Origin of the sequence: Methyloferula stellata AR4 (genome assembly GCF_000385335.1) — a bacterium.
Classification (GTDB): domain Bacteria; phylum Pseudomonadota; class Alphaproteobacteria; order Rhizobiales; family Beijerinckiaceae; genus Methyloferula; species Methyloferula stellata.
Map to the genome: position 1 here is coordinate 980,777 of NZ_ARWA01000001.1, position 13,168 is coordinate 993,944.

Sequence of the window (13,168 nt, forward strand, 5' to 3'; positions counted from 1 at the left end):
GTGAGGACAAAGCTTACCGCGCGCAAGCGCCGGTGTCCTCTTTAGTTTCCGCTGATTTCAGGCTTTGAACCAGGTCTCGATCCGCCGCACGGCCTCTGCGATGCGGGCCGGGTCGCGGGCGAAGCAAATCCGCACGTAGTCGCGCCCGCCAGCCCCAAAGGCCGTGCCTGGCGCCACGCCGACGCCTGCCTCATCGACCCATCGAAACGCGAGTTCGCGGGTATCGGTCACGCCTTCGATCGTGCAAAACAGATAAAATGCCCCTTGCGGCTCGGCGAAGCGCACGCGGTCGATCCGGCGCAAGCCGTCGCAGAGAATAGCCCGGCTTTCTGCAAGGCGTTTCAATTGGTTTTGGAAGAAGGCTTCTCCTTCTTCAAGCGCCGCGATGGCTGCCCGCTGCAAGGGCACAGCCACACCCGATGTCGAATATTGAATGAGATTTTCGATGATCTCGCCGAAGCAGGGCGGCGCTTCGAGCCAGCCGATGCGAAGCCCGGTCATCGCCCAGTTTTTCGAGAAGCTCTGGATGAAGAGCACGCGATCCTCTTCATCCATGACATCGTGAAAGGATGGAGCCCGCCCGCCGTCGAAACTGATGCGTCCATAGATTTCGTCGGCGATGATCCAAAGATCGTGACGCCGCGCAAAAGCCAAAAGCGCCGAAAGATCCTCGCGTGTTGCAACCCAGCCGGTGGGATTGGAGGGCGAATTGACGACGAGCACTTTCGCGGCGGGGGTCACCGCGGCCGTCAATTGATCGAGATCGAGCGACCAGATCTGGCGTCCAGTCGAATCCATTTTGGTCTGAAGAGGTATTTCGATAAGGCGTGCGCCGGATACTTTCAGGGCGCCTTCGAAGTTCGGCCAAGCCGGCGTCAGCACGAGTACGTCGTCGCCTGCGCCTGCCAGAAGCCGGATCGCAATCTGCACGGCATGCATGCCGCCGACGGTCACGAAGAAACGCTTTGGCGTGAAAGGTTCGGCGCTATTGGCAAAGGGCTTACTGTGGATCCGCGCCATGTAGCGCGCGATCGCCTCGCGCAATTCAGGGATGCCGCGCTGATGCGTGTAAAAAGTTTCGCCGGCTTCAATCGAGCCGATCATGGCCTCCACGACGAAGCCGGGCGCTGGCAGATCGCCTTCGCCGACCCAGAGCGGGATCAGGCCATCGCGACCGCGCCCATGATTGAAGACTTCGACGATGCCGCTCGACGGCGCAGCCAAGGCCTCGCCGCGGAGCGAGCGCAGCGCGGTTTGCGTCAGGTCCTCCGCGACCCTCGCCGGCGTCGGTGCAGCCATAGCAAATAGAGTCCTTCACACCGCGCTGCAAAGCAGGTCGCGAGCAGCCGTCATATGGCGGTGCAGCATGAGGAAATAAAGGTGGCGCGCGGTCACACCGCACGTTTGGCGAGAAGATCGCGAATCTCTTCGAGAAGAACTTCCTGGCGTGGTTTTACAGGCGCTGCGTCCTCTTCGTGAAGGACCGAATGTCTCAAGCTGTTGATGCTGCGCACCAGGAGAAACAGGATGAAAGCCACGATGAGAAAGTTGACCGACACGGTCAAAAAACTACCCCAGGCCAAAACCGCACCCTGCCTGCGGGCCTCGGCCAAAGAGGTTGCCGTCACGGCTTTCGATAGCGGCGTGAAATAATTCGAAAAATCGAGACCGCCAGTTGCGGCGCCGATCACCGGCATGATGAGATCATTGACGATCGAGTCGATGATTTTGCCGAAGGCCGCGCCGATGATGACGCCGATCGCGAGATCGACAACATTGCCGCGCATGGCGAAATCTCGAAACTCCTTTAGCATCAAGCCCCCTTTAGATTTTCCCCTGCCGTCCAATAGCTCCGGCGAACCCGGCTGAAATTTGCCCTCGTTAAGCTATGGGAAAGCTGCTTGCTGTTGAATAACCGCAGATTGAGCTTGCCGTTCCACCTAGACTTCCTGAGCTGAACCGTAGGTAACGATGGGCTTAAGCTCTTTTATGCAACACATCCCGAAAAACAAGACGAGTATCTCAAGCATCTCAATTGAAGTTTGCTCCGCGTCTCGTTCGTTGCCATAGTGATTGTGGCTGATGCTTATCTTCCCGGGGGGCGAAGTTGATTCGGCATTTCTTGAACAAGAGGGTTCCGAGTCTTAGTCGCGGGGCCCTTTACCAAGCCGGTTTGGCGTTTTTGACGATCCTGAGTCTTGGCTCGCTTGCGCCTGCTCGGGCTGCCGATCTCACGCAGCCGGTGCTCACGCCAGCGGCTCCGGCGCATGCTCAAAAGCCATTCTTTCTGAAGATCGGCGTCACCGGCGCCATTTTCGATACGGGGGTTGAGACCCAAATCGGCGGCGTGCCGGTTGCCGGCAGCGGCGGCACGATCGCCTCGGCCGTCACCGGAACCGTCGAGATGGGCATATTCGTCTTGCCGCATATCGCCTTTTCCGTGGCCGGCGGTTTTCCGCCCGTTCTGAGCCTCAAAGGGATCGGCGTCTTTGCGCCGCAAGGCATACTCGTCAAAGCCCAGAGCGGATTGACGACGATCACGGGCCATTATCACTTCGATTATTTCGGGCCGGTCAAACCCTACGTCGGCGGAGGTATCGGCTATGCCGTCGTCTTCCGCGATATCGGGCTGCCGGCGACGATCAACCCTTACCTCGCAAATAATCTGGCCTTGGTCCTTCAGGCGGGTGTCGATTACGCGATAACCGATTCGTTCGGTGTCTTTGTCGACGTCAAAAGGGCTTGGCTGACCCAGGACCTCACGGGTCTTTCCGGCGCTCCCGGCCCAACCCTGTTTCTGCCCGTGTCGGCTCGAATCAGATCGGACCCGACATTGCTCACCGGCGGCGTCAGTTTGAGTTTTTGAGCATGATCCCAAAAAGTTGCAGACTTTTTGGATAAGACCATGCGGCGAGACAAAACATGATCCCAAAAAGTTGCAGACTTTTTGGGCGAGGTCATGAACGCCGCATGAGGCTCAGTCGCAAACGAGGTTGCCCGAGCGCTGCTCGGCGGGTTTTTCCGAACGCGCGAGATTATAGGCCGTATTGATCAGCGCGATATGCGAGAAGGCTTGCGGAAAATTACCAGCGAGACTCTGCGTTTCGACGTCATATTCTTCCGCCAGAAGCCCGAGATCGTTGCAGACGCTCAAAAGCCGTTCGAACAAGGCAATGGCATCCTGCCTTCGCCCGAGCAGAACGAAATTATCTGCAAGCCAGAAACTGCAAGCGAGAAACGGACTGTCGCCGGGTGGTAGACCGTCCGAAACGATCTCGCTGCGATAGCGCAGCACGAATCCATCCTGCATCAAATCGCGCTCGATGGCCTCGACCGTGCCTATGATGCGTTTGTCGTCGGGTGGCAGAAAACCGACAAGCGCGATGAGCAGAAGGCTCGCATCGAGGTCCTTCGACCCATAGCTTTGCGTGAAGGAGCCAAGCTTCGGATCATAGGCCTTGTCGCAGATATCGTCGTGAATGCGCTGACGCAATGTCCGCCAATGATCGAGCGGGCCTTCGAGGCCGAACTCTTCGATGCTTTTGACCGCGCGATCGAAAGCCACCCAGACCATCACCTTCGAATAGGTGAAATGCTGCGGGCCGCTGCGCATTTCCCAAATGCCTTGATCGGGCGCGTTCCAGACCATTTCGAGATGTTTCAACAACTCGTGTTGCACCATCCAATCATTGCCGTCCTCCACAAGGCCGCGCTTGCGGCTTTGGTAGAGCACGTCGAGCACTTCGCCATAAATATCGAGCTGGATTTGATCGGCCGCCGCATTGCCGATGCGCACCGGCTGCGCGCCCTCATAGCCCGCGAGCCAAGGCAGGGTCAGTTCCGTGAGGCGGCGCTCTCCGCCGAGACCATAGAGGATCTGCACCAGTCCCGGCTCACCGCCGACGGCGCGCAAAAGCCAGGTCCGCCATCTCTTGGCTTCATCCGCGCAGCCGGCGCTCATCAGCGCGATCAGGGTGAAGGTCGCATCGCGCAGCCAGCAGAAACGATAATCCCAATTGCGGTTGCCGCCCGGATATTCCGGCAAGGAGGTCGTCGGTGCCGCAACCATCGCGCCGCTCGGCTGATAGATCAAAGCCCTGAGCGTGATCAGCGAGCGCATGACGATATCGGTCCAGGGGCCGGCATGCTCCAGATTTTCCGCCCAAGCGCGCCAGCTCCGCTCGGTTTGCGCGAGCACGGTCAGTGGATCGATCGCTTGCGGCGGCGGATCTTGGTAGGACGGCGCATAACTCAAGGTGAAATCGATCGTCTCGCCCTCCGAGACGATAAATTCGCCGGCATGGGTCCGGCCGCAGGGCTGCAGATTGACGGGCGTCCGCAAAACCACGCGATCGGGGCCTGCGACGGCATGCAGCGAGCCGTCGTCACGGCGCCGGACCCAAGGTACGACAGCACCATAATCGAACCTGATGATGAGTTCGGTCCGCAGCCGCACCGTGCCTTTGACCCCGCACACGAGACGCACGATATGCGAGCCGGGGATATTGGCAGGCATGAAATCCCGCACGATCGCGATGCCGTCGCTGGTTTCGATGCGGGTCTCCAGGGTCAGCGTGCGGTCGCGATAGGCGCGTGTCACCTTGGCATGGGGATCGGCTGCGCCGAGCAGCCAGCGGCCATTATCGGGCGTGCCGAGAAGACGTGCGAAACAGGCGCCCGAATCGAAACGGGGCCAGCACAGCCAATCGATCGAGCCGTCGCGGCTGACGAGGGCCGCCGTGGTGCAATCGCCGATGAGGGCGTAGTCCTCAATTCTTGGAGACATTCTTGGAGACATCATTTTTGGAGACATCAGCCTTTTAGTCGCGTCGGACCGGTTTTATCCGCGTCCTCTGACTCTTTCGTCCGACATGTCACCGGTGTTTCATGCAACTTTGCGAGGGACGGTCGCATATCGCCGGGGCTCGGGCACCTATAAAACCAAGGAACAGCTTTCAAATTCATGCGTTGACGGGCCGCTCTCAGCCGTTTCTCATGATAAAGAATAACGCAGAGAGGCTTTCGCTCTTCCCATCTGGACTCAATGCGATCGAATTGCGTAGGTTGTGCTAATCTTTAGATCCACCATGCGGCCTTCTTTGCGACCCGTGTCTTTCCGAGTTCAGGTTCTGCTTCCTTTTCCACCGGCTGCCTCTGCGGGGCCTGTGAGACGCCGTTAGGAGATTTCGATGCGGATGTTCATTGGGATTATTTTGGGGATTATCTTGACCATTGGCGGCGCCTTTATCGCGGATGGTTTGCGTCCGGCACCGGGGCCTGATGGGGTCGAAGTCAAGCCGATGGTCAATTGGGACGTCGTCGGTGAGAAATGCAAGACCCTGTCGACCGCTGTGCAGGACGGCTGGAACCGGCTGACGGGGCACGCGACCTAAAGAAGGCGGAAACTCCCGCGCCTCTTGCAAAGGCGCTGTGGCTTTTACCGAATAAAAAACGATTGCCGTCATCCTGCCTTCGACCAGATCTTTGAAGGCAGGACGATGCTTAGCTTTTGGCTCAATCAGCCAATTTGGCTGATGTTTCTCATTTTAGCAGCAGCTTTTCTCATCACCGGCGGGTTGATTTTCGCTTGGTCCTTCGCCCCATGGACGCGATCGGCCGCCTTGAGTTTCAGTGGCGTCGTCGCTCCTTATTTCACCGCTTTGTCCGTGCTGCTTGCCTTGATGACCGGCTTTGTCGCGAGCGACACGTGGGAACGGCAAAGACAGGCGGACCGTATCGTCCAGTCGGAAAGCGACAATGTGCTTGCCGTCTATGATTTGAGCATCGCCGCTGTCTCCGATATGTCGGCCATTCGAAAGGCCCTCAAAGTCTATGTCGATGCGGTCATTACGGACGAGTGGCCGCATATGGCCAAAGTTCAGCTCTCCACGAAAACCGACGAAGCTCTGGGGCTTCTTCTGCAGGAAGTGGCCAAGCCTGAAATCGCCACGGTGGCGGGTAACCCCGTACAAGCGGCCCTTTTGAACCTGGTTTTACGGATTCGCAGCGATCGCGGCGCGCGGATCGCGATCAACGAACATAGCGTCGACGATACAAAATGGCTGGGGCTGCTGATTTTGGGGCTTTTGACCCAATTGGCGATCGGCGTGGTCCATCTCGACCGGCCGCGCGCCCAATTGGTCGCGTTGCTGCTTTTCAGCGCGGGGCTCGTTTCGACTTTGGGGCTGATCGCCATTCATGAATGGCCCTTCGACGGGCCGTCCGCGATCAAACCATTTGCCCTGGAAACAGCGAGCCGGATCATGACATCCGGCCTCGCTCCCTGAACCCCGGGGCAGCTTTTAGGGCCTGATTTGAGTGGTGGAGCTGATGAGATTCGAACTCACGACCTCTGCAGTGCGATTGCAGCGCTCTCCCATCTGAGCTACAGCCCCGTCCGAAGCGCTGTGTACGTCTTCGCCAGCGCGACTGTCAATGAGGGGAAGACGCGGGGCAGGGACAGGCCGGCCCCCGCCGGAAGGCTTTAAGCTTTTGTTTTAACGTGTGATATGATCGTAAAAACCGATCAACTCTTGGGTGCCGTGGGCGAAACCAGCTTGACCATTTGCACCATTTCCTGATTTCTCCATCCTTTCCTGGCACGTCGGAGAGTTCATGCGCGCCGTACTCGATGTCATCCTGCTCGTTTTGCAGCTCTACAGCTACGTCATCATCATCGTGGCGATCATGTCGTGGCTGATCGCGTTCAATGTCATCAATATCTACAATGATCTGGTGCGCTCGATCTGGAATGGGTTGAACGCCGTGACCGAGCCGCTTCTGCGGCCGATCCGGAACATGCTTCCGAGCCTCGGCGGCATCGATATTTCGCCGATCATTCTGCTGCTGCTGATCATTCTCATCCAAGACATCATTCAGCGCTATATCTATCCCAACGTCTTTTGAGGCAGGGGATACCGCAAGCGCTTCCCTGGTCCGAGCGGAGCGCCGATCTTTTGGCGGTTCGCGTGAGGCTCAGCCCGAAAAGCGCTTTCGACCGGATCGAAGGCATAGAGCACCTGTCGGACGGAAGCTCGGTATTGAAGGTCCGCGTGCGCGCGGTTCCGCAGGACGGCGAGGCCAATCGCGCGTTGTGCCAGCTGCTCGCCAAATCGCTGGCGGTCGGTGCTTCGGCCGTGGAGCTTGAAAGCGGCGCGACGGCGCGAGTGAAGATTTTGGCCATTTCCGGCGATGCGGCGGCCTTGGCGGCAAAGCTCGCTGCCCTCTGCTAGAGCGGGATGAGGAAAAGTGTGAGCGGTTTTCCGCTCGCATCCCGCTCCAACTTATTGGAATCGATCACGCTCATGATTTTTGATTGATTGAATCAAAAATCATCGTGATCTAATGGTTCACGCACCGAGATGGCGTAGAAAGTCCCAAATCAGCGAGGGGGCGTCCACGTCGCGGTTGCGCATGCCGGGTGCCACCGCGCGATCGCTGCCTTCAGGCGCGCGGGCGCCGGCCCCGAGCGCACCGATGCGCGGCAGGAGATGACCGCCGCCTTCGATCCGTAAGAGTTCGACGGGCACTTTGCAGCCGTTCAATTTTTCGAGATAGGCGCGGGAATTGTCTCTGGTTTCGTGGTCCGCGAAAGCCGTCGTCGTATGGCCGTCGCCGCAACCGGCCGCTTTGGCGAAAAGATCGAGCGTCGCGTGGCCGGGCAAAAGCGCTGCCTTGACGTCGACGAGATTGGCGTCTCCGCCATTAAACGGAACGAAGGGGTCCGCCGTCCCAAGCACCAGCAAGAACGGCACGGGGCGGGAGGGCTTGCAGGTCGCAGCGAGATCGGCGGGCAGGCTCGCAAAGATCGCGACGACACCGGCGAAATCGTCGTTCCCAGCGCAGGCCAGTTTCAACGCCATGACGCCGCCGCTCGATCCGCCGACGATAAAAATCCGGTGCCGGTCGGCGATACCTTCGTTGATGAGTTTCGCGATCAGGTCATGAATGAAAGCGGCATCGCGGGTCTCGCCTGGTTTGGCCGCGTCGCTCCAATGCTTGTCGATTGCCTCCGGATAAACCATGACGGGGCTCGCCGAGCGGGCCTTCTCTTCGAGGCCGAGAATATGCCTGACCTGTCCAGCGTTGCCATTGCCCGAATGCAGGATAATGACGACAGGCCTGCGGCTCTTTTTGAGCCGCGCATGTTCGACGAGAATGGCCGAACGCGTGACGCCGCCGGACTGGATCGTGACGCGCCCCGAGACGGCATAGGCCGTAGCTGGGCAGGCCATGATAACAAGCCCTGTCCACAGGCTCAGAAAAACCCGAAAACTTTGACGTGACGGAAACATGACCTGCGGCGAACCGACCCTGGCTTTGCGTTCCGAAGGAGCAAAGCTTGCGCCATTTTTGGCATGCCATACGCCTAGAAAAAAGCGCCGCGCCGCGGTGCGGACCAGCCCTTGGCCGGTGCCGCCAAGCCGCGCAAAAAGACCAGATTGTGAAGGTGATCGCATGGACTTTTGCGGAAGCGAGCCGGCTTTTGTCGCGCAAACCGCGGTTTGGTTATTTTCAAACATCGCGGTCCCATCCGGAAACGATCGGATCAACGATCGGATTTGGCCTCTATCAAAGGTCTAAGGCGGCTTGCGTTGCACCGCAACAAGGTTTGGATTACTTGAGAATGGTTCAATTGCAAGAGGGATAAACGCGATTATGGCCGGCGTCGATCTCTATCAGGACAGTCTCGCGAAACGGCGACCGCTGTCCCCACATTTGCAGATCTACCGCCCGATGCTGACGATGATGATGTCGATCGCGCATCGCATCACCGGGGCTGCGCTTTATGCCGGAACGCTCTTGCTCGCCTGGTATCTTATAGCTTTGGCGAGCGGTCCCGAAGCTTTCGAAACCGCCTCGTGGTTTTTGCGCTCATTCATCGGCCAATTGATTCTCTTGGGATTCAGTTGGGCCCTGTTCCATCATTTTCTCGGCGGTCTGCGCCATATGGTCTGGGACGCGGGTTATGGCTTCGCACATCCGATGCGCGAATATCTGGCGCTGGCGACATTGATCGGCGGCTTGCTGCTGACCGCTATCGTCTGGTGCATCGCCTATTTCGTCCTCTAGCGTGCGGATGGTGCCGCAGGGCATGGGAGAGAGTTTAAATCATCATGCTGAAATCAGGACCGTCATCTGGCTCCGTTCAAACCCGCCTGCCGACGCAAAGCGCCGCCAAAGACGCGACGACCGACGCTTGGCGCATGCGGGTGACCTCGATCGCCCTGGTGCCGCTCGCAATCGCCTTCGTGTTCGTGATCCTCAATCTGATCGGCAAGGATTACGCGGCCGCGCATGCACAACTCGGCCATACCGGCCCGGCCATCCTGATCCTGCTTTTTCTCCTGGCCGGCATCATCCACATGAAGATCGGCATGCAATCGATCATCGATGATTATGTTCATGTGGCGCGTTGGAAAGAAGCGGCGTTGATGGGCAATCTTTTCTTTTCGGTCGTCATCGGCATTGCCTGCGTCTACGCCGTCTTGAAGATCAGTTTCACGTAGATCACGATGATTTTGGACTGCCTCAGTCCAAAATCATGAAACGTGATCGATTCAATAATTTAGAGCGCGATTCTAGCGAAAAACCGGTATCCACTTTTTCGCATCCCGCTCTAATCACTGAGACGATTTTGTAAAATCGTCGGTTGAAGGAATAAGACCATGGCCACGAACGGCGGTGCGCAAAATGGCGCCGCACCCGGGATCAACGGGCAAGCCTACCCGATCATTGATCACACTTTCGATGTGGTGATTGTCGGCGCGGGCGGCGCGGGCCTGCGCGCAACCGTCGGCTGTTCGCAGGCAGGCCTCAAGACCGCCTGCATCAGCAAGGTCTTTCCGACGCGCTCGCATACGGTCGCGGCGCAAGGCGGCGTCGCGGCTTCGCTTGCCAACATGGGCCCCGACAATTGGAAATGGCACATGTACGACACCGTGAAAGGGTCGGATTGGCTCGGCGATCAGGATTCGATCGAATATATGGTGCGCAACGCGCCTGCCGCCGTCTATGAGCTCGAACATTGGGGCGTGCCCTTTTCGCGCACCGAGGACGGCCGCATCTATCAGCGCCCCTTCGGCGGCATGACGACGGATTTCGGCAAAGGGCCGCCGGCGCAGCGCACTTGCGCCGCCGCCGACCGTACCGGACATGCGATCCTGCACACGCTCTATGGCCAGGCGCTGCGCTACAATACGGAATTCTTCATCGAATATTTCGCCATCGATCTCATCATGGAGGAGGGCCGCTGCCGCGGCGTGGTCTGCCTCAAGCTCGATGACGGCACGATCCACCGCTTCCGCTCGCAGCTCGTGATCCTCGCAACCGGCGGCTACGGCCGCGCCTATTTCTCGGCGACCTCGGCGCATACATGCACCGGCGACGGCAATGCCATGGTGCTGCGCGCAGGTCTGCCGCTGCAGGACATGGAATTCGTGCAATTCCACCCGACCGGCATTTACGGCGCGGGCTGCCTCATCACCGAGGGCGCGCGCGGCGAAGGCGGCTATCTCACCAATGCCGAGGGCGAGCGCTTCATGGAACGCTATGCGCCTTCGGTGAAGGATCTGGCGCCGCGCGACATGGTCTCACGCGCGATGACGCTCGAGATCCGCGAGGGCCGCGGTGTCGGCAAGCAAAAGGATCATATCAACCTTCATCTCGACCACCTCGATCCGGCGATCCTGCATGAACGCCTGCCCGGCATTTCGGAAAGCGCCAAGATTTTCGCAGGCGTCGATGTCACCAAAGAGCCGATCCCGGTATTGCCGACCGTGCATTACAATATGGGCGGGATACCAACGAATTATCACGGCGAGGTTTTGACCAAGCAGGGCGGTGATCCGGATGTCGTGGTGCCCGGCTTGATGGCGATCGGCGAAGCCGCCTGCGTCTCGGTCCATGGCGCGAACAGGCTCGGCTCGAATTCGCTGATCGATCTCGTCGTCTTCGGCCGCGCCGCCGCCTTGCGCGCCGCCGACGTCGTGACCCCCGGCTTGAAGCAGGACGATCTGCCGGCCAATTCCGCCGATCATGCCTTGGCTCGACTCGACCGCTATCGCTACGCCAAGGGGGACGCGCCGACGGCGGAACTGCGGCTCGCCATGCAAAAGTGCATGCAGAACAATTGCGCGGTCTATCGCACCGGCGAGACTCTCGAAGAAGGCTCGAAGCTCATCCACGAAGTCTGGGCGGCGCGGGACCGCGTCGGAGTAACCGACCGTTCGCTCATCTGGAACTCCGATCTCGTCGAGACGCTTGAATTCGACAATCTGATCGTGCAGGCCGTCGTTACGATGGACGGCGCCTTGAACCGCACAGAGTCGCGCGGCGCTCACGCGCGGGAAGATTTCACCGAGCGCGACGACAAGACTTGGATGAAGCACACTTTGGCCTCGATCGACGATCATGCGCGCAAGGTCGAAATCGATTACCGCCCGGTGCATAGCTACACGATGACGAATGAGATGGCCTATATCGAGCCGAAGGCGCGGGTGTACTGAGGCCGCTTTGGGCGAACGGAATGCGGAGACGATGATATGGTGCAACTGACGTTGCCTAAAAACTCCAAGATCGGCAAAGGCAAGGTCTGGCCGAAAACCGCCGGTGCGAACAACGTCACCGAGTTCCGCATTTATCGCTGGAACCCGGAGGACGGGCAGAACCCGCGCATCGATACTTATTATGTCGATCGCGACGATTGCGGACCCATGGTGCTCGATGCGATCATCTGGATCAAATCCAAGATCGATCCGACTCTGACCTTCCGCCGCTCCTGCCGCGAAGGCATCTGCGGCTCCTGCGCGATGAATATCGACGGGACCAACACGCTCGCCTGCACCAAAGGCATGGACGATATCAACGGCGCGGTGCGCATCTATCCGCTGCCCCATATGCAGGTGGTGAAGGATCTCATTCCCGATCTCACGACCTTCTATGCGCAGCATGCCTCCATTCAGCCTTGGCTGAAGACGGTGAGCCCCGAGCCCGAAAAGGAATGGCGTCAGTCGCCCGAGGAACGCTCTAAGCTCGACGGGCTTTACGAGTGCATTCTGTGCGCCTGCTGCTCGACGTCTTGCCCGAGCTATTGGTGGAATGGCGATCGCTATTTGGGGCCAGCCGCTTTGCTGCAGGCCTTCCGCTGGATGAGCGATTCTCGCGACGAGACGCTCGAAGCGCGGCTCGACAATGTCGAAGATCCGTTCAAACTCTATCGCTGTCACACGATCATGAATTGCGCCAAGGCCTGCCCCAAAGGACTCAATCCGGCCGAGGCGATCGCCGACATCAAGAACATGATGATCGAACGCGAACTCTGATTGGCATCAGGGCGGGGCTCAATCATCGAGCCGTCATTGCGAGCGAAGCGAAGCAATCCAGGGACCATTCTGGCATTTGCTTCTGGATTGCTTCGGAGCAAAGCTCCTCGCAATGACAATCGGGTAATGAGTCCTGAGCTTGTGGTACCTCGGGACGCGGCGGCCGCCGTGCCCCGCTGCGGCCACATTTGACCGGCACGCCGGTCTGCATGAAGACAAACCTTATCTTCGTATCGGCCGTGCTACTGGCCTATGGCACATGTGCGCAAGCCGCCGGTAAAGCACATGGTGAGAGGGCTCATAATGAGCCCGCGCCGCCTCCCGATACCTACGATGGCTTGATTGCCAAACAGGCAAAATATCACGACGTTCCGGAGGCTTTGATCCACCGCGTCGTCATGCGCGAGAGCCGCTATCATCCCGACGCAATGCACAAGCGCTATTACGGTCTGATGCAGATCACCTATCAGACCGCGCGCAGCATGGGCTACAAAGGCGAGCCGAAAGGCCTGCTCGACGCGGAGACCAATCTCACCTATGGCGTGCCTTACCTCGCCAATGCTTTCATTGTCGCTGATAAGAAAGAAGATCGCGCCGTCGCGCTTTATTCGAAGGGCTACTATTTCGAGGCCAAGCGCAAGCATCGGCTTGCCTTGATGCGCACGGCGGATTCGCCGTCGCTCGAACCGCCGCCGAAGCCGGTCGCGCAAGCGCCGGAGCCGCCGCCCAATCCGGTGGTGCAGATTTTCCACGCTCTGGCCGGAAACCGGGAACCAGTGCCGCCGGCTTTCCCGACCGACGCAGCCTCGACCAGCCCCGCAGCCCGCTGATCAGCCCCTATCTGC

Annotated in this window: 14 protein-coding genes and 1 tRNA gene; 10 read left to right on the plus strand and 5 right to left on the minus strand. The window is 59.0% G+C overall.

The window, feature by feature from the left end:
• Nucleotides 1-57: 57 nt before the first annotated feature.
• Nucleotides 58-1,299, minus strand: a complete 1,242-nt coding sequence (locus A3OQ_RS0104875; protein WP_020174243.1) for a pyridoxal phosphate-dependent aminotransferase — start codon at nt 1,297-1,299, stop codon at nt 58-60.
• 92 nt (nt 1,300-1,391) lie between these two features.
• On the minus strand, nt 1,392-1,814 hold the full coding sequence (gene mscL, locus A3OQ_RS0104880) for a large conductance mechanosensitive channel protein MscL (protein ID WP_020174244.1): 423 nt from the start codon (nt 1,812-1,814) through the stop codon (nt 1,392-1,394).
• 368 nt (nt 1,815-2,182) lie between these two features.
• Between mscL and A3OQ_RS0104885 the strand changes: the two genes are divergently transcribed.
• Nucleotides 2,183-2,866 (plus strand): OmpW/AlkL family protein, encoded by a 684-nt coding sequence (locus A3OQ_RS0104885; protein ID WP_161607302.1) that lies wholly within the window; start codon nt 2,183-2,185, stop codon nt 2,864-2,866.
• A gap of 111 nt (nt 2,867-2,977) precedes the next feature.
• Here the strand turns inward: A3OQ_RS0104885 and A3OQ_RS0104890 are convergent, their stop codons facing one another.
• A complete protein-coding gene (locus tag A3OQ_RS0104890; RefSeq protein ID WP_020174247.1) occupies nt 2,978-4,786 on the minus strand; it encodes a glycoside hydrolase family 15 protein in 1,809 nt (602 codons plus the stop codon).
• A gap of 403 nt (nt 4,787-5,189) precedes the next feature.
• On the opposite strand from A3OQ_RS0104890, the gene A3OQ_RS0104895 reads away from it, so the two are divergent.
• Nucleotides 5,190-5,393 carry a hypothetical protein gene (locus A3OQ_RS0104895; protein ID WP_152428320.1) on the plus strand — a complete coding sequence of 68 codons (204 nt, stop codon included), beginning with the start codon at nt 5,190-5,192 and terminating at the stop codon, nt 5,391-5,393.
• Between the two features lie 105 nt (nt 5,394-5,498).
• Nucleotides 5,499-6,287: a bestrophin-like domain gene (locus A3OQ_RS0104900; RefSeq protein WP_020174249.1), complete on the plus strand. Its 789-nt coding sequence runs from the start codon at nt 5,499-5,501 to the stop codon at nt 6,285-6,287.
• 32 nt (nt 6,288-6,319) lie between these two features.
• On the opposite strand, the gene A3OQ_RS0104905 is transcribed toward A3OQ_RS0104900, so the two are convergent.
• Nucleotides 6,320-6,395 (minus strand) — tRNA-Ala (locus A3OQ_RS0104905).
• 220 nt (nt 6,396-6,615) lie between these two features.
• Between A3OQ_RS0104905 and A3OQ_RS0104910 the strand changes: the two genes are divergently transcribed.
• Entirely contained in the window at nt 6,616-6,906 is a 291-nt protein-coding gene (locus A3OQ_RS0104910) for a YggT family protein (RefSeq protein ID WP_020174250.1), read from the plus strand.
• 8 nt (nt 6,907-6,914) lie between these two features.
• Nucleotides 6,915-7,232 carry a DUF167 family protein gene (locus A3OQ_RS0104915; RefSeq protein WP_051116079.1) on the plus strand — a complete coding sequence of 106 codons (318 nt, stop codon included), beginning with the start codon at nt 6,915-6,917 and terminating at the stop codon, nt 7,230-7,232.
• A 117-nt stretch (nt 7,233-7,349) separates the two neighbouring features.
• Here A3OQ_RS0104915 and A3OQ_RS0104920 read toward each other — a convergent pair whose 3' ends face one another.
• On the minus strand, nt 7,350-8,234 hold the full coding sequence (locus A3OQ_RS0104920; protein ID WP_161607303.1) for a CE1 family esterase: 885 nt from the start codon (nt 8,232-8,234) through the stop codon (nt 7,350-7,352).
• A gap of 424 nt (nt 8,235-8,658) precedes the next feature.
• On the opposite strand from A3OQ_RS0104920, the gene sdhC reads away from it, so the two are divergent.
• The 5 genes from sdhC to A3OQ_RS23380 all read left to right on the plus strand — a co-directional run bounded on the left by sdhC (nt 8,659) and on the right by A3OQ_RS23380 (nt 13,153).
• Complete coding sequence (gene sdhC / locus A3OQ_RS0104925) at nt 8,659-9,072, plus strand: succinate dehydrogenase, cytochrome b556 subunit (protein ID WP_020174253.1); 414 nt, start codon at nt 8,659-8,661, stop codon at nt 9,070-9,072.
• A gap of 44 nt (nt 9,073-9,116) precedes the next feature.
• Nucleotides 9,117-9,509 (plus strand): succinate dehydrogenase, hydrophobic membrane anchor protein, encoded by a 393-nt coding sequence (sdhD, locus tag A3OQ_RS0104930; protein WP_020174254.1) that lies wholly within the window; start codon nt 9,117-9,119, stop codon nt 9,507-9,509.
• Nucleotides 9,510-9,668: 159 nt separating this feature from the next.
• Nucleotides 9,669-11,507, plus strand: coding sequence for a succinate dehydrogenase flavoprotein subunit (sdhA, locus tag A3OQ_RS0104935; protein WP_020174255.1), 1,839 nt, complete (start codon nt 9,669-9,671; stop codon nt 11,505-11,507).
• A gap of 36 nt (nt 11,508-11,543) precedes the next feature.
• A complete protein-coding gene (locus A3OQ_RS0104940; RefSeq protein ID WP_020174256.1) occupies nt 11,544-12,323 on the plus strand; it encodes a succinate dehydrogenase iron-sulfur subunit in 780 nt (259 codons plus the stop codon).
• 209 nt (nt 12,324-12,532) lie between these two features.
• Nucleotides 12,533-13,153, plus strand: a complete 621-nt coding sequence (locus tag A3OQ_RS23380) for a lytic transglycosylase domain-containing protein (RefSeq protein WP_083931655.1) — start codon at nt 12,533-12,535, stop codon at nt 13,151-13,153.
• The last annotated feature ends 15 nt before the right edge of the window (nt 13,154-13,168 follow it).